Origin of the sequence: Bradyrhizobium sp. BR 1433 (genome assembly GCF_051547665.1) — a bacterium.
Taxonomy (GTDB): Bacteria; Pseudomonadota; Alphaproteobacteria; order Rhizobiales; family Xanthobacteraceae; genus Bradyrhizobium; species Bradyrhizobium australafricanum.
In genome coordinates this window covers 1,894,782-1,917,764 of record NZ_JBPUGG010000001.1, presented here as the reverse complement: position 1 = coordinate 1,917,764, position 22,983 = coordinate 1,894,782, and the positions used below count along the sequence as shown (strand labels likewise).

The 22,983-nt window shown below is 66.6% G+C and carries 17 protein-coding genes; 10 read left to right on the top strand and 7 right to left on the bottom strand.

The genetic code is table 11. The features are described 5' to 3' along the window. Positions 1 to 32 precede the first annotated feature (32 nt). Complete coding sequence (locus ACSKB9_RS09710; RefSeq protein ID WP_438072789.1) at positions 33 to 1,022, top strand: threonine/serine dehydratase; 990 nt, start codon at positions 33 to 35, stop codon at positions 1,020 to 1,022. A gap of 285 nt (positions 1,023 to 1,307) precedes the next feature. Here ACSKB9_RS09710 and ACSKB9_RS09705 read toward each other — a convergent pair whose 3' ends face one another. Continuing rightward, on the bottom strand, positions 1,308 to 2,459 hold the full coding sequence (locus ACSKB9_RS09705) for a hypothetical protein (RefSeq protein WP_438072787.1): 1,152 nt from the start codon (positions 2,457 to 2,459) through the stop codon (positions 1,308 to 1,310). Positions 2,460 to 2,534: 75 nt separating this feature from the next. Between ACSKB9_RS09705 and ACSKB9_RS09700 the strand changes: the two genes are divergently transcribed. After that, positions 2,535 to 3,707, top strand: coding sequence for an MFS transporter (locus tag ACSKB9_RS09700; RefSeq protein WP_438072786.1), 1,173 nt, complete (start codon positions 2,535 to 2,537; stop codon positions 3,705 to 3,707). On the opposite strand, the gene dgcA is transcribed toward ACSKB9_RS09700, so the two are convergent. Beyond that, positions 3,704 to 4,705 carry an N-acetyl-D-Glu racemase DgcA gene (gene dgcA, locus ACSKB9_RS09695; protein ID WP_438072785.1) on the bottom strand — a complete coding sequence of 334 codons (1,002 nt, stop codon included), beginning with the start codon at positions 4,703 to 4,705 and terminating at the stop codon, positions 3,704 to 3,706. The two genes, ACSKB9_RS09700 and dgcA, sit on opposite strands and share 4 nt — an antisense overlap. Before the next feature lie 141 nt (positions 4,706 to 4,846). Between dgcA and ACSKB9_RS09690 the strand changes: the two genes are divergently transcribed. The 3 genes from ACSKB9_RS09690 to ACSKB9_RS09680 all read left to right on the top strand — a co-directional run bounded on the left by ACSKB9_RS09690 (position 4,847) and on the right by ACSKB9_RS09680 (position 7,738). Then, on the top strand, positions 4,847 to 5,980 hold the full coding sequence (locus tag ACSKB9_RS09690; protein ID WP_438072783.1) for an MlaE family ABC transporter permease: 1,134 nt from the start codon (positions 4,847 to 4,849) through the stop codon (positions 5,978 to 5,980). A gap of 2 nt (positions 5,981 to 5,982) precedes the next feature. Beyond that, positions 5,983 to 6,753: an ABC transporter ATP-binding protein gene (locus tag ACSKB9_RS09685; RefSeq protein ID WP_028338275.1), complete on the top strand. Its 771-nt coding sequence runs from the start codon at positions 5,983 to 5,985 to the stop codon at positions 6,751 to 6,753. A 118-nt stretch (positions 6,754 to 6,871) separates the two neighbouring features. Then, a complete protein-coding gene (locus ACSKB9_RS09680) occupies positions 6,872 to 7,738 on the top strand; it encodes an MlaD family protein (protein ID WP_018272595.1) in 867 nt (288 codons plus the stop codon). Positions 7,739 to 8,040: 302 nt separating this feature from the next. Here ACSKB9_RS09680 and ACSKB9_RS09675 read toward each other — a convergent pair whose 3' ends face one another. Continuing rightward, complete coding sequence (locus ACSKB9_RS09675; RefSeq protein ID WP_438072781.1) at positions 8,041 to 8,871, bottom strand: hypothetical protein; 831 nt, start codon at positions 8,869 to 8,871, stop codon at positions 8,041 to 8,043. A 221-nt stretch (positions 8,872 to 9,092) separates the two neighbouring features. Beyond that, entirely contained in the window at positions 9,093 to 14,060 is a 4,968-nt protein-coding gene (locus ACSKB9_RS09670) for a negative regulator of septation ring formation (protein WP_438072779.1), read from the bottom strand. A gap of 382 nt (positions 14,061 to 14,442) precedes the next feature. Between ACSKB9_RS09670 and ACSKB9_RS09665 the strand changes: the two genes are divergently transcribed. Further along, complete coding sequence (locus ACSKB9_RS09665; RefSeq protein WP_438072777.1) at positions 14,443 to 14,820, top strand: Hpt domain-containing protein; 378 nt, start codon at positions 14,443 to 14,445, stop codon at positions 14,818 to 14,820. 161 nt (positions 14,821 to 14,981) lie between these two features. Continuing rightward, positions 14,982 to 15,302, top strand: a complete 321-nt coding sequence (locus tag ACSKB9_RS09660; RefSeq protein ID WP_016841525.1) for a 2Fe-2S iron-sulfur cluster-binding protein — start codon at positions 14,982 to 14,984, stop codon at positions 15,300 to 15,302. A 6-nt stretch (positions 15,303 to 15,308) separates the two neighbouring features. On the opposite strand, the gene ACSKB9_RS09655 is transcribed toward ACSKB9_RS09660, so the two are convergent. Beyond that, a complete protein-coding gene (locus ACSKB9_RS09655) occupies positions 15,309 to 15,770 on the bottom strand; it encodes an acyl-CoA thioesterase (RefSeq protein WP_092085034.1) in 462 nt (153 codons plus the stop codon). A 164-nt stretch (positions 15,771 to 15,934) separates the two neighbouring features. Between ACSKB9_RS09655 and ACSKB9_RS09650 the strand changes: the two genes are divergently transcribed. Together ACSKB9_RS09650 and ACSKB9_RS09645 are read left to right on the top strand one after the other, a co-directional pair. Next, complete coding sequence (locus tag ACSKB9_RS09650; protein ID WP_057016688.1) at positions 15,935 to 16,963, top strand: NAD(P)/FAD-dependent oxidoreductase; 1,029 nt, start codon at positions 15,935 to 15,937, stop codon at positions 16,961 to 16,963. A 154-nt stretch (positions 16,964 to 17,117) separates the two neighbouring features. Next, the gene (locus tag ACSKB9_RS09645) at positions 17,118 to 17,684 is read left to right on the top strand and encodes a DUF2147 domain-containing protein (RefSeq protein ID WP_057016746.1); all 567 of its coding nucleotides are present in this window, start codon (positions 17,118 to 17,120) and stop codon (positions 17,682 to 17,684) included. A 69-nt stretch (positions 17,685 to 17,753) separates the two neighbouring features. On the opposite strand, the gene ACSKB9_RS09640 is transcribed toward ACSKB9_RS09645, so the two are convergent. Together ACSKB9_RS09640 and ACSKB9_RS09635 are read right to left on the bottom strand one after the other, a co-directional pair. Beyond that, positions 17,754 to 19,721, bottom strand: coding sequence for a hypothetical protein (locus ACSKB9_RS09640; RefSeq protein ID WP_438072774.1), 1,968 nt, complete (start codon positions 19,719 to 19,721; stop codon positions 17,754 to 17,756). Between the two features lie 102 nt (positions 19,722 to 19,823). Further along, positions 19,824 to 20,900 (bottom strand): lysylphosphatidylglycerol synthase transmembrane domain-containing protein, encoded by a 1,077-nt coding sequence (locus tag ACSKB9_RS09635; RefSeq protein ID WP_028337716.1) that lies wholly within the window; start codon positions 20,898 to 20,900, stop codon positions 19,824 to 19,826. Between the two features lie 617 nt (positions 20,901 to 21,517). Here ACSKB9_RS09635 and ACSKB9_RS09630 point away from each other — a divergent pair. Then, positions 21,518 to 22,906, top strand: coding sequence for an MFS transporter (locus tag ACSKB9_RS09630; protein WP_438080134.1), 1,389 nt, complete (start codon positions 21,518 to 21,520; stop codon positions 22,904 to 22,906). Positions 22,907 to 22,983: the final 77 nt, after the last annotated feature.

Here is a 22,983-nt window from a genome sequence, read left to right as displayed (position 1 = left end):
CCGCCAGCCCGGCGCCGCGATACAAATCGCTAATGACGGACACCGTTCTCAATCCACCCGTCGCTGCCGCGGACATCGATGCCGCCGCAAGGGTGGTCGCGCCGTTCGCGGTGCGCACGCCGCTCCTGACCTTCCCCGTTCTCAACGAACGCGTCGGCAGCCAGGTCTTCCTCAAGCCCGAAATGCTGCAGCGGACTGGATCGTTCAAGTTTCGCGGCGCTTTCAACAAGCTCGCCTCGATCCCGCAGGACAAGCGGAGCGGCGGCGTCGTCGCATTCTCCTCGGGCAACCACGCTCAGGGCGTCGCCGCGGCGGCCAAGATCCTCAACATGCAGGCGACCATCGTGATGCCTGCGGACTCGCCGATCACCAAGCGCGAGCGCACCAAATCCTATGGCGCCGAAGTCGTGCTCTACGACCGCGATCGCGACGACCGCGAGGCGATCGCCAACGGCATTGCCGGCAAGCGCGGCGCGACCTTGGTGCGCCCCTACGACGATCCCTTCGTGATCGCGGGCCAAGGCACCGCCGGCCGCGAGATCGCCGAGGACATGGCTGCGCTCGGACTGACGCCCGACATCGTGGTCGCGCCGGCTTCGGGTGGCGGATTGATCGCGGGCGTTGCGACCGCGGTGAAGGCGAAATATCCGCAGGCCCAGGTGATCGTCGCCGAGCCCGCGGGCTATGACGATCATGCCCTTTCGCTCAAGGTCGGCCATCGCGAGGCGCATGCGGTTGCGCCGCGCACCATCTGCGATGCGCTGATGGCGATGATACCGGGCGAACTGACCTTCGCCATCAACAGCAAGCTGCTCGCGAATGGCGTCAGCGCCTCCGACGACGAGGTCGGCGCCGCCGTCGCCTTTGCCTACCGCGAGCTCAAGCTCGTGGTCGAGCCCGGCGGCGCGGTCGGACTCGCGGCGCTGCTCGCCGGGCGGATCGATGCCAAGGGCAAGAACGTCGTCATCGTGCTGTCGGGCGGCAATGTCGACGCCGACCTGTTCGCGAAACTGGTTGCCTGACACCGGGTTAGGCACAGATGCTGCCGCGGTACATGAGCTGGCTCACGTTGCGTGTGCGGTCCATGGGACATGAATGCTTCGCGCCAGTCGTCGTGCGCGGGTCAAGCCCGGCAATGACAGGATATGAACAGTCGAGGTTACGAGAAGAACGCCATCTTCTCGGCCTGGCTCATGCGACGGATTGGCGCGAGCGGGTCGTTGGCCGCAACAGTCGGCCTTTTCAGCAGGCCGCTGGCGATGATGGTCGAGCCAAGTGATATCTCCGCTGCGGGAGCCGGGGCAGGCTCAACGACGGACTGGAGAGGCGGCGGCATCACCAGAAGTCTCGGCAATCGGCGCTGCCGCTCGCGGCGGCGGCTCGATCTTGACTTCGGCCCTGACCTCGACCTTCGGCGCGGGCGCCGGTGCAGGCTCGGGCTGAATGGCCGGCGCAACCATTTCGGGCTCGGCCGCCATTGCCTCAGCGACGCGCATCTCCTCGGCGGCGCGCATTTCCTCCGCGATCGCCTCTTCATCGATCGGATCGGGCGCGCCCATCTCCATCGCAATGAGGTCGAGCACCGCCTCGTCATGGGCGTCGGCCGCCGTTTCGTCGGTGACGCGGGCGAGTTCCGCGGCCTCGGCTTCGGCCAGCGCGGCTTCAGCCTTGAGCCATGCTTCGCTCGGCTGCGGCATCACGGCCGTAGCGGCCTCAGTGCCGGGCACGGCGGCGGGAATCGCGGCTTCGATGTTCGGCGCCGCAGCGGCCTCCTGAGGCGGCGCTGGCGGCGTAGCGGCCATATCGGGAGCTGCACTTTCGGCCACCGATGGCGGCGCGGCGGCCGCTGCCGGCGGCTCCGCAACCGGCGCCTCGGCCACAGCAGGCTCGGCCGCAGGCGTCGCCGCCTTGTCCGGATCGAACTCGCTGAGCCGGCGCGCCAGCGCCGCGAAGGCGGCATCCAGCACAGCCTTGGCGTCGTTCATCGAGACCTCGGCGGCGCCGGCCTCGATCGCGCTGACCTGCGAATCGATGATGTCGCAGATCCGGCCGTCATTGCCGATCTCGCGCAGCCGCCAGGAGATCTCCCTGATCACCCGCACGCCCTTGCGCACCGGTGCGAGGCTTTGCTCGAAGCTGATGCCGTCGAGCGCGGCGATGGCGGAGGCCTGGGTAGCTTCGATTGCGCCGCGCAGGGCGGCCAGCGCCTGCGCCAGTTGCTCGTCCCTGATCGCCGCGGCGGCGGCTTGCCGCTGCGCGCTGAGGCTTTCCTCGATCCGCGCCACGGCATCGAGCACCATGCGGGTATCGGCATTGCGGTTGCGCTTGGCGTATTCGCCGAGGAACCAGCGGCCCCGCGAGGTCTCCATGAAGGCCGCGCTGATCGCGGCATAGTCCTCCTCGCTCGGCAGGGCCGCGCGGGCGGATATCGGCGACAGGGCGAATGCTTCTTCGGCCATCACAATCTCTCCGCGCAAATCACTGCGCGTTACGCTAACGATCACCACGATATCGCGCGAATCGCAATTGAATTGATGTCTTCCGAATCACAAATCCCCATTGCTGCAAAGATTGCATCGCGGCAATTCGCGCGCAGCCTAGCGGCATTCTATGCCACGCTGTTCGGCATGACCGGGGTTCATCTGCCGTTTTTCACGGTGTGGCTGAAGGCGATCGGCATCGACGCCACCTGGATCGGCATCATCACCGCGGTGCCGCCGGTGACGCGCTTCACGGTGCTGCCGCTGGTCACCGCAGCGGCGGAGCGGCGTCAGATGCTGCGCGGGGCGATCATCGCCACCGGATTCGCCACGGCGTTCGGCTTTGCCGTGATCGGCACCCAGCACCAGCCGTTCGTGCTGCTGGCGATCTATGCGCTGACCTGCTGCGTCTGGACTCCGATGGTGCCGCTCACCGACGCCTATGCGCTGCGCGGCGTCAGGCAATTCGGCCTCAGCTACGGACCGCTGCGGCTCTGGGGCTCGGCCGCCTTCGCGGTCTGCGCGCTGCTGAGCGGCTTCCTGCTCCGCTATGTCGCCGAGGTCGACCTGATCTGGATCATCACGGCCGTGACGGCGCTCGGCGCGCTGGTCGGGCTGACGCTGCGGCCGCTGGGCCGCCCAGCGGCAGCCGCCACACCTGCGGCCGGCGCGACAAAACTGCTGCGCAATCCCACCTTCCTCGCCATCATCGTATCCTCGGCGCTGATCCAGGGCAGCCACGGCGCCTATTACATCTTCGCATCGATCGCCTGGCAGCAGGCCGGCTTCAACGGCCTGACGATCGCTTGTCTCTGGGTGCTCGGCGTGATCGCCGAGATCGTGCTGTTTGCGGCCTCGCCGCGCTTCACGCTGCCGTCGGCTGTGCTGGTGATGATCGCGGCCTCCAGTGCCGCGGCGCGCTGGGCGATTACCGCGCAGGACCCGCCGCTTGCGGTGCTTGCAGTTGTGCAACTCGGACACGGGCTGAGCTTCGGCCTGACGCAGGTCGGTATCATGGGCCTGATGGTGCATCACGTGCCGGTTCACGTGATGGCGCGTGCGCAAGGCTATCTCACCGCCTGCGGCGGCATTGTCGCGAGCACCACGGCGATCGTCAGCGGCATGGTCTATGCGCGCTTCGGGCTCGGCGTCTACGACATGATGGCCGCGATGGCGGCCACGGGCGGGCTCGTGATGTGGCTGGCGCGTAAGCGTCTCACCGATTAGCCCCAGAGCGCGGCGTCGGGCGGATAGACCAGGCTGCCCTCGTAGCGCATGCCGTGGTCGCGGTCCTTCGCCAGCAGCAACGGGCCGTCGAGATCGACGAAGCGCGCGGCTTGCGCGATCAGCATCGCCGGCGCCATCGCGAGCGAGGTCGCGACCATGCAGCCGATCATGATCTCGAAGCCGAGCGTACGTGCGGCATCCGCCATCGCCAGGGCTTCGGTCAATCCGCCGGTCTTGTCGAGCTTGATGTTGACGGCGTCATAGCGGCCGCGCAGGCCGGCGAGCGAGGCGCGGTCGTGCACGCTCTCGTCGGCGCAGACCGCAACCGGGCGCCTGGTCCGCGCCAGCGCCTCATCCTTGCCCGCCGGCAGCGGCTGCTCGATCAGGGTGACGCCGGCATCGGCGCAGGCCGCGAGATTGGCGGCGAGGTTGTCCTCGGTCCAGGCCTCGTTGGCGTCGACGATCAACTCGGATCGAGGCGCCGCCTTGCGCACGGCGGCGATCCGCGCGCCGTCGCCTTCGCCGCCGAGCTTGATCTTGAGCAACTGACGATGCGCGGCCTTCGCGGTGGCCTCCGCCATCGCCTCTGATGTCCCGAGCGAGATCGTATAGGCGGTGGTCCGCGGCTCCGGCGCAGGCCGGCCGAGCAGGTTCCAGATCCGCCTGCCGGCGCGTTTGGCCTCAAGGTCCCCCAGCGCGCAATCCAGCGCATTGCGGGCGGCGCCGGCGGGCATCCGGGCCTGCAAGGCGATGCGGTCCATGCCGCCGGCGAGCGGCGCCTGCAAGGCCTGGATCGCCTGCAGCGTCGCCTCGGGCGTTTCGCCATAGCGCGGGTAGGGTACGCATTCGCCGCGGCCGGTGAGGCCGCCCTGGCTTACCTCGGCCACCACGACGACGGCCTCGGTCTTGGCGCCGCGGCTGATCGTGAAGGTCCCCGCGATCGGCCAGCGCTCGATCCGACCGGTCAGGGAAATCGCTCCGGATGGGGTGGAAGTCATTTTAAAGTCTACTATTTCCTGAACCGTAGCTTGCGACGCGCAGCCAACTATGGCTGTTTAGCGGCAGATTCGACAAGCCGATCCGGCAGCGCCGGAGATCAGCGTTAGCGGCAGCCAGCCGGCTTGAGGGGTAGGCAAAAGGTGAGCGGCGACCCGACACTGGAGCGGATAGCCCAAGGCGAAGGACTGGCGTTGTGCGCGGCGGGCAACTGGACGGCCCGCTTTGCTCCTGCGCTCGAGCGGATCGTCTCCGACGCCGAGAAGCTGCGCGGCAGCCGCCCGCACATCTTCATCGACGTGTCGCAGGTCGCGAGCCTCGACACCTTCGGCGCCTGGCTGATCGAGCGGCTGCGCCGAAGCCTCAGCGACGCCAGCGCCGAAGCCGAGATCGCCGGCCTCTCGGCCAACTATTCCAGCCTGGTCGACGAGGTCCGCCGCGTCGGCCCTGCGCCCAGGGTCATCAGCGACCCGCTGTCGCTATCAGGCATGCTCGAACAGATCGGGCGCACCGTGGCCGGGATCGGCGGCACCATCATCGGCCTCGTCGACATGCTCGGCGCGGTGCTGGTGGCCGCGGGCAAGGTGCTGGTCCATCCGCGCAGCTTCCGCCTGACCTCGACGGTACATCACCTCGAGCAGGTGTGCTGGCGCGCGGTGCCGATCGTGGTGCTGATCACCTTCCTGATCGGCTGCATCATCTCGCAGCAGGGCATCTTCCATTTCCGCAGGTTCGGCGCCGACATCTTCGTCGTCGACATGCTGGGCGTGCTGGTGCTGCGCGAGATCGGCGTGCTGCTGGTCGCGATCATGGTCGCGGGCCGCTCCGGCTCGGCCTATACCGCCGAGCTCGGCTCGATGAAGATGCGCGAGGAGATCAACGCGCTGCGCACCATGGGCTTCGATCCGATCGAGGTCCTGATCCTGCCGCGCATGCTGGCGCTGGTGCTGGCGCTGCCGATCCTGGCCTTCCTCGGCGCGATGGCCGCGCTCTATGGCGGCGGCCTGGTGGCCTGGCTCTATGGCGGCGTCGATCCGGAGGCCTTCCTGCTCCGCCTTCGTGATGCCATATCGATCGACCATTTCATCGTCGGCATGGTCAAGGCGCCGGTCATGGCGGCGGTGATCGGTATCGTCGCCTGCGTCGAAGGCCTTGCAGTACAGGGATCGGCGGAGTCGCTCGGACAGCACACCACTGCATCGGTGGTGAAAGGGATATTCTTCGTGATCGTGATGGACGGCGTGTTCGCGATCTTCTTCGCCTCGATCGGGATGTGATCATGGCGGAAGAGGACAACGACGCCATCATCCGGGTCCGCGACATCACCGTTCAATTCGGCAACACGCGGGTGCTCGATGGCCTCAACCTCGACGTCAGGCGCGGCGAGATCCTCGGCTTCGTCGGGCCCTCGGGCGCCGGCAAGTCGGTGCTGACGCGTACCATCATCGGGCTCGTGCCGAAGGTCGCCGGCCGCATCGAGGTGTTCGGTGTCGATCTCGACGCCGCGAGCACCTCGCAGCGCCGTGCCGTCGAGCGCCGCTGGGGCATCCTGTTTCAGCAGGGCGCGCTGTTCTCCTCGCTCACGGTGCGCCAGAACATCCAGTTTCCGGCACGCGAATATCTGCGCGTCTCGCAGCGGCTGCTCGACGAGATCATGGTGGCAAAGCTCGTGATGGTCGGGCTGAAGCCGGAAGTCGCCGATCGCTATCCGTCGGAATTGTCGGGCGGCATGATCAAGCGCGTCGCGCTGGCGCGCGCACTCGCGCTCGATCCCGAGCTCGTGTTTCTCGACGAGCCGACCTCGGGTCTCGATCCGATCGGCGCCGGCGAGTTTGACGAGCTGGTGCGCACCCTGCAGCGCACTTTGGGGCTGACCGTTTTCATGGTAACCCACGATCTCGACAGTCTTTACACCGCGTGCGACCGTATCGCCGTTTTAGGGAACGGTAAGATCATTGCTGCAGGATCGATCGCCGACATGAAGGCGTCGCAGCATCCATGGCTGCAGCAATATTTCAACGGCAAGCGCGCCCGTGCCGTTGTGGCTTAGCCCATGATCCCGAAACCTGGAGCCGATTTTCGGACGAGATCATGCGCCAACAGGAATTCGATGGGCTCGAGCGCAGCCGGCTGCGCGAGGGCCCAAGAGTGATTAACGCGAGTAATTGATGGAAACGCGGGCGAACTACGTCTTGATCGGGGCTTTCACGCTGGCGGTGATCGCCGCCGCATTCGGCTTCGTGCTGTGGTTCCAGAGCCTGCACACCACCAAGCAGCGCAGCCCCCTGCGGGTGATCTTCGAAGGGCCGGCGTCAGGCCTGCGCAACGGCGGCAATGTCAATTTTAACGGTATTCGGATAGGGGAGGTGGTCTCGGTGAAGCTCGACAACCCGCGGCGCGTGGTTGCGCTGGCGATGATCGAGAACAACGCACCGCTCCGCAAGGACACCCTGGTCGGTCTCGAGTTCCAGGGTCTCACCGGCGTCGCCGCGATTTCGCTCAAGGGCGGCGAGGAGGCCGCCCCGCCGGTGCCGCTGGACGAGGACGGCATCCCGGTTCTGACCGCCGACCCGAATGCGCTGCAGGACGTCACCGAGGCGATCCGCGCCACCCTGCAGAACGTCAACCGCATCGTCGCCGACAATCAGCAGTCGGTGAAGAATTCGCTGAAGAATCTCGAGGTCTTTACCCAGGCCTTAGCGCGCAATTCCGAGAAGATCGACAACGTCATGCTCAAGGTCGACGGCGTGATGGGCAAGGCCGACAGCCTGATGCTGGGCCTCAATGCGATCGCGGGCGGCAACAATGGCAGCGAGCTGAACCTGATGGTGAAGTCGATCCGCGAACTCGCCGAGGATCTCGACAAGCGCTCCAACCTCCTGATCAACGACGGCCGCAGGACGCTGTCCGACATCAGCCGCGCGGTGAATAATTTCGACCGCAACCCGAGCCGGGTGATCTTCGGCGGCAGCAACAACGCCGCACCCGAGCCCGCGCCGGCTCCGGCGGCACCGGGGCCGCGGCGGCGGCAGTGACGTGAGAATGGTGAGTGGCGAATAGCGAGTAGGGTTCGCCGTCGGCCGCATCCGTCATTGCGAGCCAACGGGTCGCGCGAACGCGCGCCCGATGACAGGCTCCGCGAAGCAATCCATCGCTCCGCTTGCTCGGCAGCATGGATTGCTTCGTCGCTTACGCTCCTCGCAATGACGGTGGCTGATGCGGTCGCGCTGGGCTCGATACGCGTTCGCGAACCCATTCAAACCAACTCCCAAACAAAAACGGAGGCCCTTCGGCCTCCGTTTCCATTTTTATTTCGCTACTCGCTTACTTCGCCAGCTTACCCCAGCCGTCCCGCGGCGTGCGCGAGCAGGGTGTAGACCAGCCCGGTCTCCGAGGTGAGGTGGCTGCTCAGCTCCTGCTGGCCGCGGCCGTCGCGGGCGACTTCGTCGAGCAGGCGCTCGAACTCCGCGATGTAGCGGTCGACCGTCTGCTTGAAGCCGCGGTCGGCGCGATACTTGCGGGCCACCTCATCGAAGGCCTTCTGGCCGGCCGGCGTGTAGAGGCGCTTGGAGAACGCCTTGTTCTCGCCGCGCTGGTAGCGATCCCACATCTCGGCCGCAAGCGTGCGGTCCATCAGCCGGCCGATGTCGAGCGACAGCAACTCCAGCGGATTGACCGGCTGCTGCTGCGGACGCGGGCGCTGCTGGGCGTCGCGGCTCTGCGGGTTAGGCGGCGGTGCGTCGCTGCGGTTGAGCAGGTCGGACAGCCAGCCGTCGCCGTTGTTGTTGGAGCCTGCCGGGCTGACCGGCGGGGCCTCGGTGCGGCGCGAGCTCGTCATGCCGAGATCCGGCGGCGGCAGCGTCGAGGCGCTGTTGCCGTTGTCCCGCATGCGCACGTCGCCGCGGCCGCCGGCGGCAGCCACCACCGGCTCCTCGTGGCGAACGCTGGCGCGGTTGGTCGAGACCACGTCGAGTCCGCGGCCGTGATGAGCGACGATGCGGTTCAGCTCGGCCAGCGCCTCGATCTGGTCGACGATCACCTTGCGCATCTGCGCGGTGTTCTCGGCGGCCTCCTGCGGCATCTCGAGCACGCCGCGGCGCAGCTCGTTGCGGGTGGCCTCGAGCTCGTTGTGCATCTCGCTCGCCATCTGCTTCATCGCCGTGACCATCGCGGAGAACTTCTCCGTCGAATTCCTTGAACATCGCATCGGTCTCGGCGTTGCTCTGCTGGTAGAGGTCGTTCATCGCGTCGACGGTCTGCTGACGCTCGTTCTCGGCCGCCTGGCGCACCGCCTCGAACTGCCTGCTGATCGCAGCCGAACCGGCGCCTGCGGTCTCCGCCACCACACGGGCGATGTCGCGGGCGCGTTCCTCGGCCGCTCCGAGCAATTCATCGAGCAGCCCGGTGAAGCGCGACAGCCGCTGGTCGAGATCGGTGGTGCGCAGGTCGATGGTCGTGACCAGCGCTTCCAGCGCCGACTTGCGCTCGCTGACGGAGGCCGTCGTCGAGCGGTTGGCCTGCTCGACCACGGCAGCCGCATCGATCAGCGCCTTGCCATGGGTCTCGAACTGGCTCGATAGCGCGCCGAGATCTTCCAGCGCCTTGCCGGTCTTGCTGTTGAACACCGTGAGCTGGTCTTCCAGCGTCTGGGTTGCCACGCCGTTGCGCGAGGTGACGTCGTTCATGGCGGACACGAAGTCGGCCACGCGGGTCACCAGCGCGCGCTCCAGCGAGTTGAGGTTGTCGTGGGCGCCGGTCGAACACTTCCTGCAAGAGGATGTTGCCTTCGCGCAGCCGCTCGAACAGCGCGACCGTATCGGTGCGCAGGATCTTGCTGGTCTCCTGCATCTCCGTGACGGCCGAGATCGAGACCTGGCGCGACTGGTCGATCGCCGTGCGCGAGGCCTGCTCGAGCTCCTTGAGCGACTTCGCCACCGCGCCGGTCGCCTGATCGCCGGCCGAGGTGATGTTGCGCGCGACATCGCTGCCATGGGCCGCCATCGACTGCGAGAAGGCGAGGCCGCGGGTTTCGATCGCCTTCAGCGCATCCGCGGTGGCGCGATCCATGTCGCTCGACAGCTGCGTGGTCTTGGCGGTCAGCGCCTCGACCAGCGAGCCGCGGCGGCCGTCGACCATCTGCGACAGACGCTCGGTCTGCTGCTGCACATAGGTGACGATCTCGTCGGTCTTGCCGGTCATCGCCGAGCCGAAGGCGCTGGAGGCCGACAGCACCGAACGTTCGATGTCGGCGGAGGTCGTCTTGACCTTGGTCGAGACCTCGTTGGACATGGTGATCAGCGCGGCCTGCGCGTTCTGCGCCGAGGTCTGGATGTTGTCGGTGGTCTTGACCGTGACCGCACCCAGCGCGCGCTCGATATCGGTCGAGAGCGTGCGGATCTGGGCGGCGGCATCGGCAGAGGTCGCCGCAAACGAGCTCTGGGCCTCGCGGGCGCTGCCCAGGATGGTCTGCGCAGTCTCCGCACTGGCCGTGGTCAGCGAGCGCTCGATCTCGGCGGAGATCTCGCGGATCTGGCTTGCGGCTTCGCTGGAGGTTGCCACGAACGAGCTCTGGGCTTCGCGGGCGCTGCCGAGGATCGCCTGCGCGGTGTTGGTGCCGACCGAGGTCAGGGTGCGCTCGACATCGACGGCCAGCGACTTGACGTGGTTGGCTGCTTCCGTCGACGCGGTGACGAGGGTGTTCTGCGCCTCGCGGGCGCCGGCCGTCAGCATCTCGACGGTGCCGGAGCCGGCCATCGACAGCGCACGCTGGATGTCGGCGGCAAGTGCCGACACCTTCGTCGCAGCCTCGGTCGACGCGTTGACCAGGGTGCTCTGGGCCTCACGCGCGCCTGATGTGATCGATTCCGCGGTGGCGGAGCCGGCCATCGACAGCGAACGCTCCATATCGGCCGCCAGCGAGCGGACCAGATCGGTGGCCTCGGTGGATGCGCCAGCCAGCGTGCTCTGGGCCTCGCGGGCGGAAGCGACGACGGCTTCCGCGGTGGCGGAGCCTGCCATCGACAGCGAGCGCTCGATGTCGGCCGACAGTGTCCGGACCAGATTGGTGGCGTCGGTCGACGCACCGGCGAGCGTGCTCTGGGCCTCGCGGGCGGAGGAGACGACGGCTTCCGCGGTGGCGGAGCCGGCCATCGACAGCGAGCGCTCGATGTCGGCCGACAGCGTGCGCACCAGATTGGTGGCGTCGGTCGACGCGCCGGCCAGCGTGCTCTGGGCCTCGCGAGCGGAGGCGACGATGGATTCCGCGGTGGCGGTGCCGGCGGTCGAGAGTGAGTGCTGCACGTCGGCCGCGAGCGTGCGGACCAGGTTGGCGGCTTCGGTGGATGCACCGGTAAGCGTGCTCTGGGCCTCGCGAGCGGAGGCGACGACGGCTTCCGCAGTCGCGGTGCCGGCCATCGAGAGCGAACGCTCGACGTCGCTGGCGAGCGACTTGACCTGGCCGGTGACGTCGGTGGACGTCGAGATCAGCGTGGTCTGGGCCTCGCGGGCACCGGTCATGATCGCCTCGGCGGCGGCAGAGCCGGCCATCGACAGCGACTGCTCGACATCGGTGGCCAGCGACTTGACCTGGCTTGCGGCCTCGACCGAGGCGCTGACCAGCGTGGTCTGCGCGTCGCGGGCGCCGGACAGCACGGAGGCTGCGGTGGCGCTGCCGGCCGCCTGCAGCGTGCGCTCGACATCCTCGGACAGCGCCTTGATCTGCGAGGCGACGTCGCCGGAGGCCGTGACCAGCGACACCTGCGCGTCGCGGGCACTGGTGAGGATCGAGTTGGCGGCGCTGGTGCCGACGGCGGTCAGCACGCTCTCGACCTCGGCCGAGCTCAGCTTGAGCTGGTTGCCGACGTCCGCGGACACCGTGAGCAGCGCCTGCTGCGCGGTGCGCGCGCCGGTCTGGATGGTTTCGCTGGTGTTGACCACGAGGTTGGTCAGCGAACGCTCGGCGTCCTCGACATGGGACTTGATGCTCGACGACAACAACTCGGCGCGGGACATCAGGTCCTCGCTCGCCTGGCGGCCGCTGCTCTCGATGCGGCCGGCGACGGCCTCGACGCGCGAGCCCAGCAGATCCTCGAACTGCGCGACGCGGGTGTCGATGTCGCCGGCGATGACGCCGACGCGGCTCTCGATGCCCTGCTGGATGTCGGCGAACCGCGCCGAGATGGTGTCGGTCAAATTCGCGCTGTGACCATTGATGGTGTCGGCGAGGCGGGTGCTGTGGCCGTTGAGGGTGTCGACCAGGCGGACGCTGTGGCCGTCGATGGTCTCGGTGACGCCGTTGATGCGATGGTCGACCGCGGCGATCGCCTGCACGGTGCCTTCGGTCAGGGTGGTGGTGAGCAGGCCAAGCCGCGAGTCGATCGACTGGATCGCCTGGGAGGCGCCGTCGGTCAGCTGGGTCGCGAGCGTGCCGAGATGGCCGTCGATGGTGTCGGTGACCGACTTGGCGCGGCTCTCGAAGGTGACCTCGAGGGACTTCATGCGGCCGTCGATCGCATCATCGAGCGATTGCAGACGGCCGTCGAACGAGCCGATCTTGCTGGCGAGCGAACTATCGAACGACGACAGCTTGTCGGTCAGCGAAGTGTCGAGATTGGTGACGCGGCTGCCGAGCGTGGTCTCGAACTGCAGCAGGCGCTGGTCGAGTGAGGCGGTGATTTCGCCGCTGTTGGTGGTGACACGATGGTCGAAGGTGTCGACATAGGTCTTCAGGCTGTCGGCGATGTCCTGGGTCCGCTGGCCCATGCGCTCGACGATGTCGCCGCCGAAGGTCTTCACCGTGCGGTCGAATTCCGAGATGTGGCGGGTGATCAGCGCGCCGAGCGTGCCGGAGTCGCGGGCGAATTTCTCGGCGAGCTCGCTGCCGTGGTTCTTCACCAGGTCGTCGAACGCGCTCATCTGCAGCGACAGCGAGTCGTGCGCGGTCTCGGTCTGGCCCACCACCTTGGCGACCAGCGAATTGACAGTGACGTCGAGCGCCTCGCTTGCCTTGTCGCCGGACGTCATGATCTGGCCGGCGAGGCGGTTGCCGGCATCGTCGATCTTGCTGACGAGGTCGTTGCTGCGCAGCTCGAGCTCGAGCAGCAGCGAGTCGGCGGAGTTCTTCAGGGAGTCGTGGACCTCTTCGGTACGGTCGGAGATGCCGTCGACGATGACAGACGAACGCTGCTCGAACTCGCCGGTGATGCGGTCGATGCGCTCGTTCAGCAACTCGTGGACGCGATCGGCCAGATCGACGAACTCGTCATGGACGTGGCCGGTCTTGAAGTTGAGGCTGGTGGTCAGCCGCTCGGAGGCGTCCATCACCGCGCGCGTGGTCTCGGCGCTGGCTTCCTCGAGGCGGTCGAGCAGGTCGCCGCCGCGCTCGCCGAGCGCGAGGATCATGTTGTCGCCGGCATGGCTCAGCGCGGTGGTGATGTGCTGGCCGCGCTCTTCCAGCGCGCCGGTGATGCTCTTGGCGACCTCGTCGACGCGCGAGGCGATCGCGTCGGAGATCAGCGCGATGTCGTGGCGCAGGTCGATCTGCACGCCGGAGATCGCGCTGCGCACCTGCTCGGCCTGGCCGACCAGATTGTCGCGCTGGTGGGCGATGTCCTGCAGCAGCGCGCGGATGCGCACCTCGTTGTCGGAATAGGCGCGTTCCAGCGCCGCGACCTCGTTGGCAACGAGGGTCTCGAGTTCGCCGGCGCGCGCGATCGCGCGCTCGACGCCGTCGCCCATCGCCGCGACCTCGCGGCGGATCGCCTGGCCGACCGTCACCATGGAATCGGCGGCGGCGTTTTCCGGCTCGGAGAATCGCATCGCGACCTGCGCCATCGATTGCGCGATCATCTGCATGCGCTGACCGTGTGCGGCGAGGCTGGCGAGATGGTCGAACAGCAGGATCGGCACGGCGAACAGCGCGGCGAGGCCGGCGAGCACCAGGACGCCGGTGCCCTGGGCCATCGAGGCCTGCAGGGCCGGCCAGAACGCGATGGTGAGGATGACGCCGCCCAGCAGCCAGGCGCCGGAGCAGACAAAGAACAGCGTGAAGGCGTTGCGCGCGCGTCCTCCCTGCAGCGTCTGCAGCATCTGGCCGATGGTTTCGCGATCATCGTTGGCGGCGCGGCGCGGCGCGCGCGGTTCTTCGATCGGCTCGAACGCCGAACGATCGGAATTACTCGGACGGAACTCGAACGATGTGGCTGAAAAATCGGCGGCGGGCGGCAGGTTCGGCGGCGCGGCGCCGTCGTTGAGGGGGCTGCGATTCTCCGCGCCCTGTTCGCTGATGTTGAGGGCTTCCTGGATGGCAGAAAGCGCGACTTCGGTGGGATCTTTGACCTTCTTGGGAGTGTTCGCCATGTTCAGTCTGAGCCCTCTCACTATTTTACGCGTCGGCGAGCCTGCGATCGTCCCCACGCAAGCTCGAAGCCGGTGCCCACAAGCGGAGCGCAAGCCGGCCCCCTGGGCGGCTTGTCCGCTACATCCGCAAACATCCTATTGGGAGAGCGATGCGAATGAAATGCTTGCGATTAATACTTTCTTAATCATCGTTAACAGCTTTGCGCCATAAGGCCTTATGGGCACTCGAAATTCCCGCTGTAGAGCGCCGATTGTGTCCGGAAATTGTCCAGAATCGGGCGGTTTTGCCGATCATCCCAACAACAATCCGTTAACCAGTTTCGTGATTGGCTGGGGCAACGATCCGCCGGCAAGGGCCCGGCGGAGACGACAGGGACAGGCCATGCCGCTTCACCTCGAACGGGTCGAATGGACGCAATCGCCGCCGCTGGCGCCCGGCGCCGGGCCGATCGACGTCGATCATCTTCAGCGCATGACGCTGGGCGATCCGGGCCTCGAGCGGGAAGTGCTGGCCATGTTCTCGACCCAGTCGGCCCGGATCCTCGGTGAACTGGCCACCTTGCCGCCCGAGGCGGCGACCCATGCCCACACCCTGAAAGGATCGGCGCGGGCGATCGGCGCCTTCGGCGTCGCCGAGGCTGCTGCCCAGCTGGAGACCGCGCTGACCGGCGGTTCCGATGCGGCCCAGCCGCTCGCCGCGCTCGGCGCCGCGATCGCCGAGGCGCGCACGGCGATCGAGTTGATCCTGGGCCGCTCCTAGGCGTCCGGTATCTCGGCGGCCCGCCGCGACGGCTTGGGCGGCTTCCCAACCGGCGGGCAGGTTTTCGGTCTCCGCGCTAGCGCTGTGCGGATCGACCCGTTATACGACTGCCCGGGACCTTTCCATCCATCGTCCGGCGCATTCCGGCAGCACGAGCAATCATGGCCAAAATCCACTTTATCGACCATTCCGGCGAGAAACGCACAGTTGACATCGAGAACGGCGCGACGGTGATGGAAGGCGCGATCCGCAACGCCATTCCCGGCATTGAAGCCGAATGCGGCGGCGCCTGCGCCTGTGCGACCTGCCATGTCTATGTCGATGAAGCCTGGCGCGAGAAGGTCGGCGCGCCGTCGCCGATGGAAGAGGACATGCTGGATTTCGGCTTCGACGTGCGTCCGAATTCGCGGCTGTCCTGCCAGATCAAGGTGACCGACGATCTCGACGGACTGGTCGTGTCGACGCCGGAGCGACAGGCCTAAGATCTCTTATTCGCCGTCCGGATTCACCCCGCGACGGACCCAGCGGCGGAAGTTCTGCTTGACCTCCGCCGGCAGCGGCGCCGGCCTGCGCGTGGCCTCATCGATCATCACCGTGACCGCCTTCGCCGACGCCACGCATCTGCCTTCCGAAAACACCACCTGGTCGAAGGTGGTCGATGTGCGTCCAAACTTGACGAGACCGAGCCCGAGCTCGATCTGACCCGGCCAGTGCAGCTCGGCGCGGAAATGGATGTCGAGGCGCACCATGATCCAGCCGAGCCCCGCCGGCATCAGCCCCATGCTGCGGTCCTTCACCAGCGTGACGCGGCCGGTTTCAAAATAGCTCGCATAGACGGCGTTGTTGACGTGCCCGTTGGGGTCGAGATCGGCAAAGCGCACATTGTCGGACAGGCGGTAGGGAAAGTCTTCCAGGCGCGGCGCATCGTCAGCACGAACAGGGGCATTCACGAGGGGGATCTCCGTCGGTTTCCCGCCCATACAGCCGACTTGCGCAGGCTCGGCAAGGGGTTGCCGCGCCAGCCGCTGTCCCTATTATGCATGTCGCGATCCGGCCCACTTGGCTGGACAGGCGAAAAAGCCGTCCAGTCGATCTCAACTGAAAAGAAGCGGACATGAGCGAAGCGATCAAGACCGATGTGCTGATTATTGGCGCGGGCCCCTGCGGACTGTTCGCCGTGTTCGAACTGGGCCTGCTCGACATGAAGGTGCATCTGGTCGACATCCTCGACAAGATCGGCGGGCAGTGTGCCGAGCTCTATCCGGAGAAGCCGATCTACGACATTCCCGGAATTCCCTTCGTCACCGGTCAGGGCCTCACCGAACAGCTGCTGGAGCAGATCAAGCCGTTCAATCCGACCTTCCATCTCAACGAGATGGTGGAGAGCATCGAGAAGATCGGCGATCCCTTGTTCCGCGTGAAGACCGATGCCGGCAAGGAGTTCGAGTGCAAGGTCGTCGTGATCTCGGCCGGCGGCGGCTCGTTCCAGCCGAAGCGCCCGCCGGTGCCGGGCATCGAGGCCTATGAAGGCACGTCGGTGTTTTATGCCGTGCGCAAGATGGAGCAATTCCGAGACAAGAACATCCTGATCGTCGGCGGCGGCGACTCCGCGCTCGACTGGACGCTCAATCTGCATCCGATCGCCAAGCGCATCACGCTGCTGCACCGGCGCGACGATTTCCGCGCGGCGCCGCACAGCGTCGAGCAGATGCGTGCGCTCGTTGCCGACGGCAGGATGGATCTGAAGATCGGCCAGGTCACGGGGCTCGAAGGCGCCAACGGCCAGCTCTCGGGCGCGGCGCTCAAGGGCAACGACAATGCGGTCTCGACGATCGCCTGCGATACGATGCTGCCGTTCTTCGGACTCACCATGAAGCTCGGTCCGGTCGCGAACTGGGGCGTGGCGCTGGAGAACAATCTGGTGCCGGTCGACACCGCGGCGTTCGAGACCAACGTGTCAGGCATCTTCGCGATCGGCGACATCAACACCTATCCGGGCAAGCTCAAGCTCATTCTCTCCGGCTTCCACGAGGGTGCGCTGATGGCGCAGAAGGCGCACCGCTACGTGTATCCGGACAAGCGGCTGGTGTTCCAGTACACAACCTCGTCATCGAGTCTGCAGAAGAAGCTCGGGGTGAACTGATTTCACTCGGGCAGAGACCAATGCCAGGGGCATGGGCCACTTCCTGCGCGGCTCCTGCGCGGCGCGGGCACTGTCCGTAGCGGGCACTGGAACGCTCCGTGAAATGGCCGTAGTCTGCTTGTAGTCGAGTTGGTCGATTGATCAGGTGATGATGATGCGGAACACGCTATCCAGACTTCGGCTGATCCTCGCGATCGCCACGGCCTTTGCGCTAGCTGCTCCGCTTGCGGCCTCGGCGGCCGACCCGTCGGCTGCCGGCCTGTGGCAAAAGATCGAAGACGGCAAGCCCGAGGGCTGGTTCCTGGTGATCGAGCGCAATGGCCTGTTCGAAGGCATGATCGCAAAGATGTTCTCATCGCCCGGCGACCCGCCCAATCCGGTTTGCTCGAAATGCACCGACGATCGCAAGGACATGCCGTGGCTCGGCATTCCCCTCATCCGCGACATGAAGCGCAACGGGCTCGCCTATGAAGGCGGCAACGTGCTCGATCCGCGCAACGGCAAGGTCTACAAGGCCAAGATGACGTTGAGCGCCGATGGTCAGACGCTGACCATGCGCGGCTTTCTCGGCATCTCGCTGTTCGGCAAGGATGAGGTCTGGACCCGGCTGCCTGACACCGCGGTGGCCCAACTCGATCCCGCGATCGTCGCCAAATATCTGCCGGCGCAAGCCGCCGTGGCGAAGCCGGCGGCGCCGGTGCCCGCGACGAAGCGGCACTAACACTTCTCTCTCGCTGACGCTCCGATCTGCGCACGCTCGTGCTCCGCTCTTGCGTGGCAGCGTGAGCGTTCAGCGCTGTCCCGTCGGTGCAATCGGCATCGGCAGTGGCGCGACCGGCTCGGTAATCACTTCGGGCACAGCGGTATTCAACTGCAGCACGGTGGTGGCCGCGGGGACCGCCGCATCGGCCATCGCGGCATGGCCTTCGGCGCTCGGATGCACCGCGCCGCCATACACCGCCGACAGGATGCCCCATGTCGCGTCGTGGATGTCGCTTGGCTGCATCGAGGACGGCAGGCCCTGCGGGTAGGTCATCGCCGTGAAGTAGCTGTCATTGGCGTCGCGGATCCAGCGCGCGCGCGGCAGATAGGCGCGGTATTCGCCGGCGCTGCGGCCGCATTTCAGCGGCTGGTTGGCCGCGGCGACGATGTCCGAGACGAAGCTGTCGCCGTTGGCGGCGAAGCAGTCGCGGTCGAATTCCGGATCGGTCGAGGCGCGTGCGCAGAAGCCATGGCTCGCAAACGCGTCCTGATGCGCATCGACGAAAGTCATGCGGTCGGCCTGCGGATTGCGGCAGATGATGCCGGACTGGCACTGCGCGATCGCCTTGAGCTGCGGCAGGAACTCGTTCTGCACGAAGCTCGAGACCGACGCGAGGCGGTTGGGATCCGCATTGAACGAGGGATGGATCTCGAAGCCGGCGCGGCCGCCGGGGCAGGGCGCGCCGCCATTGGCCAGCGCCGGATTGGCATAGGCCGTGTAGATCACGTGCGAGAGATCGCCGCCGACCAGCGGCTTCAGCGCATCGCGCAGCTTGGCAAAATCGGCCGGCAGGTCGCGCGCCAGCGCCGAACGGGCATCCTCGACGCTGGCCATCGAGCCGCCGCGGCTGAACAGCGTGCGCTCGGTCGGAGTATCGACGATCACGTTGGCGACGAGGCCGGAGAAGTAGATGTCGTTGGCGCCGATCGACAGCAGCACGAGGTCGAGGGTGCGGTCGGGCTGACGGCGCTTGGCGGCGGCGAGTGCCGTGCGCAGCTCCGCGATCTGGCCGTTGACGGTGCCCGAGCAGGTGTTGGCTGTCTTCGTCGGCAGGCATTCCCGCGCCTGCTGCGAGCCGAGCAGGCCGTCGGCGATGGTGGCCCCGGTGCAGGCCAGCGGCAGATAGGTCACCGCGATGTGCGGATATTGCACGGCGAGCGCGAGCGCCGTGCGGGTCTGGTAGCTGTACAGCGACCGGTGACAGGCCGAGTTGAGCCACAGCGCGCTCTGGCGCTGCCAGTTGGTCAGGGTGTCCGGTGCTTCGCAGGCGCGGCCGCCTTTGTAGCCGGCGCGGCTCGGCCGGTAATATTGCGCTCCGCCGAGATAGGAGCGGAAGCAGAACCCCTCGTCGGAGAGCGCAATCGCGCGGTCGGGATTGCCCTCGCCGGATGCGATGCTGTCGCCGAGGCCCGCGATCAGCAAGTCACGTACCTCGATCTGCGTCGTCACGCGCTGGTTGGCGTCCGAGCCGCTTGCGACGTCGACGGTCGCGACCGTGGTGCGGCCGTAGCGGACGCGCAGGTTGATCGGCTCGGCGCAATCGAATGTCGAGGATTGCGGCCCATCGCCGTCGTCGAATGACCAGGCGCAGGTCGCGCCGACCGGAACCGGCCCGGTGAGCCGTACGACGATCGGATGATCGATCGGCGTCAGATAGCTTTCCTTGACGTTGTCGCGCGTGCAGGGCTCGCTGACGCGGCCCTGCAGGTCGATGCAGAGCCGGTTCACGGTGTTGCGCGCCCAGCCGCGGCCGTCGCTTTGCAGTTCCAGCGTCTGTTCCGAGGCCAGCACGCTGCGGCCAAGCCCGCTTTCGACATGCAGGCGGAAGTCGCGTTCCTCGCGGAACAGGCGGAAGCGGTTGCGGACCTCCCAGGAGATCTGCAGCTGGTTGTCCTGCGCCTCCGCGGCCGATGCGAAGACCGCGGCCAGCGCGCTGCCGAGCAGCACGCTGCAGACCGTCACCCGAAACGAAAATCGAACCAAAAAGCCAATCATGGCGCGGTTTGACGCGAGCGGTACGGCGAAAATAAGAGAAGCGGCCGCGAGGATCGAAAATCCGGGGTCGAGGGCCCGCACAGGGGCCGATAACGTTGTCCGTTACCGTTTCAGCTGCCTGACCCGCTGCTGCCGGCTTTCGATCGGTTGCCGCACGGTCGCCGAAGCCGTGCAGGCTTGGCTTAGTCGTTTCCGCTCTTGCCAAGGCTGCACCACGTTGAGCCAGAGCTCGCGCATGCCCATGATCGAGATCGAAATCCCGAACGGGATCAGGAAGTAGAGGATGCGGAACACGACCAGCGTCGCCAGCAATTGTTCCTTGCTGAACTCCGGCAGCGCCACCAGCATCGCGGCGTCGAACACGCCGATCGAGCCGGGGGCGTGGCTGGCGAAGCCGAGCAGCGTCGCCAGGATGAACACGACCGCCAGCGAGACGAAGTCGATATGCGGCTCGGTCGGCATCAGCAGGTACATCGCGAGCGCGCAGAAACCGAGATCGACCACGCCGATCAGGATCTGCAGCAGCGTCAGCTTGGCCGAGGGCAGCACCACCTTCCAGCCATTCTGGCCGAGCTCGCGGCGCTTCTCGCCGGTCAGGAGCCAGACGAAATAGGCGCCGATGCCGGCAAGGCAGCCGAGCGCGATCAGCCGGTTCATCGCCGGCGGCAGCAGGTCCATCGCCGACGCCGCCGCCGGGTGCCAGGCCATGCCGAAGCCGAGCACGAACAAATTGCCGAGCCAGAAGGTCAGGCCCGACAGAAAGCAGATCTTGGCGACGTCGATCGCGGAGAGGCCATAATCGGAATAGATCCGGAAGCGGATCGCGCCGCCGGTAAACACCGTGGCGCCGATATTGTGGCCGATCGTGTAGCTCGTGAAGCTCGACAGCGCTGCGATGCGGTAGGGGACATGGATCTTGCCGATCGTGCGCAGCGCGAAGAAGTCGTAGAAGGTCAGCGTGCAGAACGCCCCGACCACGCAGAGCGCCGCCAGCGCGATCCGGTGCGGCGCGATGTTGGTGAGCGCGGTGAGAATGATGCCGGTATCGACGCCCTTCAGGGTGTGAACAAGCGACGTGATCGCGAACGCGATGATCAACACACTCGCGGCGATCCCGAGCCGTTTCCAGCCGATCTTTTCCTTGAAACCACGCCCAAGCGTGGTCAGCAGCCGAAGCATTCATCCTCCCGGCGGGGCGGCAAATTTCAGTGGGACCCGGTCACGGACGGCGACGGGTGACGGGCAAACGCACCGTACGCGATGACCCATAAGGCAAAACCGATGCGTTGTGCAGCCCTTGACAAGCCAACCTTCGGCCCTCGTCCAGCGTCATTGTCATATTGGCTACATATGTTCTCGCTCTGCGGAATGTGAGTCGCAGGACCGCGATGGGGCCACTGCATGTTCCGCCGTTTCAGGCGGTTTCGTCGGCTTTTTTGCCGATTTTGCGGCCGTCCCGGCGTCGATGCGGGTTCGTTGGCGCGAGGCGAATGGACGATATGCATCAGCATGGGGACGGCTGAGCCGGCTGTGACGTTTACCAAAGTGTGAAGTCGACGCACGCATGCGCATGATCCGCCCTGCGCTCGGGCCGGTGAGCCGCGCGAGGGCGGTCCGTAGGTCTATTGAGGCAAAACGCCGCGCAAGCGGGCCGCTGTCGGACAGATCGGCCAGGCACGCGATTTCACACTTCGATCCGTGGCGAAGTGTTGCGGCGAAACGAAGGCCTATGTCTCGCATTGGTTGCCGAGAGCAAGGACAAGACCATGCAACAGACATCCCTGAACGTCCGGCACATGCCGGACCGCCGCGCAACGTCGCATCGGCAAACGAGCGGGCTCGCGGCGACGTTGACGCTTGCCGCGATGAGTCTCGGCTATGGCGTCGTGCAGCTCGACGTCACCATCGTCAACACGGCGCTCAACGCGATCGGCGCCTCGCTCGGCGGCGGCGTTGCCGAACTGCAATGGGTGGTCAGCGCCTACACGATTGCCTTTGCGGCCTTCATCCTGACCGCGGGCGCGCTCGGCGACCGGATCGGCGCCAAGCGCATCTTCATGGCCGGGTTTGCGATCTTCACCGCGGCATCGGTTGGCTGCGCGGTCGCGCCTGATGCGGCGACGCTGATCGCCGCCCGCTGCGTGCAGGGGCTGGCCGCGGCCATCCTGGTGCCGAACTCGCTGGCGCTGCTCCGCCATGCCTATGAAGACGAGAAGGCGCGGGGACGGGCGGTCGGTGTCTGGGCCGCGGGCGCGAGCCTTGCGCTGACCGCCGGCCCGTTCGTCGGCGGCGGACTGATCGCGCTGGTCGGCTGGCGCGCGATCTTTCTGGTCAACCTGCCGATCGGCCTCGCCGGCTTGTGGCTCGCCTGGCGCTTTGCCAGCGAAACCACGCGTCATCAGCAACACCGGCTCGATCTGCCGGGGCAGGTCGCGGCGATCGCCGCGCTCGGCACGTTGGCCGGCGCGCTGATCGAAGGCGGCGCGCTCGGCTGGGGCAACCCGTTCGTGATCGCAGGCTTCGCTCTCGCCGCCGTCTTCTCCGTGCTGTTCGTCTGGCGTGAGGCGCGCGCGCCGCAGCCGATGCTGCCGCTCTCGCTGTTCCGCCACCGGATGTTTGCCCTGACCTCGCTGGTCGGCCTCCTGGTCAATGTCGCGTTCTACGGCCTGATCTTCGTGCTCAGCCTCTACTTCCAGCAGGTCAACGGGCTGTCGGCGTTCGCCACTGGCCTCGCGTTCGTGCCGATGCTCGGCGCCGTGCTGCCCGCCAACCTGATCGCGCCGCATGTCGCGGAGCGGATCGGCGCGCCGGCGACAATCGCGCTCGGCGCCGCTCTCTCCGCCGCCGGCTGTCTTGCGATGCTGTTCATCGGCCCCGGCACGAGCTACCTCGCAATCTGCCTGCAATTGCTGGCCATGAGCGGCGGCCTCGGCCTGCTGGTGCCGCCGCTGACATCGGCGCTGCTCGGCAGCGCCGAGCCGCAGCATGCCGGCATCGCGGCCGGAGTGTTGAATGCGACCCGGCAGACCGGCAGCGTGCTCGGTGTTGCACTGTTCGGCTCGATGGTCAGCCGGTCCGCGGCCTTCATCGCCGGCCTGCATGCGGCCCTCGTCATCTCCGCCGGCGTATTGCTGGCGGCCGCTGCACTGATCTGGATCGGCGCATGGTCAGAGACTCGGCGTTGAGACGCACTGCCGCGAGGCATCTCCGCGTTGCCCTTGCGCGATCGCGTGCATTCAAGGCTTTTTCACCATGCGTGGAA

Coding starts and splice junctions, on each gene's coding strand:
- dgcA (WP_438072785.1), bottom strand. CDS start 4,705: ATGACTTCCACCCCATCCGGAGCGATTTCCCTGACCGGTCGGATCGAG.
- ACSKB9_RS09710 (WP_438072789.1), top strand. CDS start 33: ATGACGGACACCGTTCTCAATCCACCCGTCGCTGCCGCGGACATCGAT.
- ACSKB9_RS09635 (WP_028337716.1), bottom strand. CDS start 20,900: ATGCTTCGGCTGCTGACCACGCTTGGGCGTGGTTTCAAGGAAAAGATC.
- ACSKB9_RS09700 (WP_438072786.1), top strand. CDS start 2,535: ATGTCTTCCGAATCACAAATCCCCATTGCTGCAAAGATTGCATCGCGG.
- ACSKB9_RS09670 (WP_438072779.1), bottom strand. CDS start 14,060: ATGGCGAACACTCCCAAGAAGGTCAAAGATCCCACCGAAGTCGCGCTT.
- ACSKB9_RS09640 (WP_438072774.1), bottom strand. CDS start 19,721: ATGATTGGCTTTTTGGTTCGATTTTCGTTTCGGGTGACGGTCTGCAGC.
- ACSKB9_RS09705 (WP_438072787.1), bottom strand. CDS start 2,459: ATGGCCGAAGAAGCATTCGCCCTGTCGCCGATATCCGCCCGCGCGGCC.
- ACSKB9_RS09665 (WP_438072777.1), top strand. CDS start 14,443: ATGCCGCTTCACCTCGAACGGGTCGAATGGACGCAATCGCCGCCGCTG.
- ACSKB9_RS09645 (WP_057016746.1), top strand. CDS start 17,118: ATGCGGAACACGCTATCCAGACTTCGGCTGATCCTCGCGATCGCCACG.
- ACSKB9_RS09675 (WP_438072781.1), bottom strand. CDS start 8,871: ATGGTCACGGCGATGAAGCAGATGGCGAGCGAGATGCACAACGAGCTC.
- ACSKB9_RS09685 (WP_028338275.1), top strand. CDS start 5,983: ATGGCGGAAGAGGACAACGACGCCATCATCCGGGTCCGCGACATCACC.
- ACSKB9_RS09650 (WP_057016688.1), top strand. CDS start 15,935: ATGAGCGAAGCGATCAAGACCGATGTGCTGATTATTGGCGCGGGCCCC.
- ACSKB9_RS09660 (WP_016841525.1), top strand. CDS start 14,982: ATGGCCAAAATCCACTTTATCGACCATTCCGGCGAGAAACGCACAGTT.
- ACSKB9_RS09680 (WP_018272595.1), top strand. CDS start 6,872: ATGGAAACGCGGGCGAACTACGTCTTGATCGGGGCTTTCACGCTGGCG.
- ACSKB9_RS09630 (WP_438080134.1), top strand. CDS start 21,518: ATGCCGGACCGCCGCGCAACGTCGCATCGGCAAACGAGCGGGCTCGCG.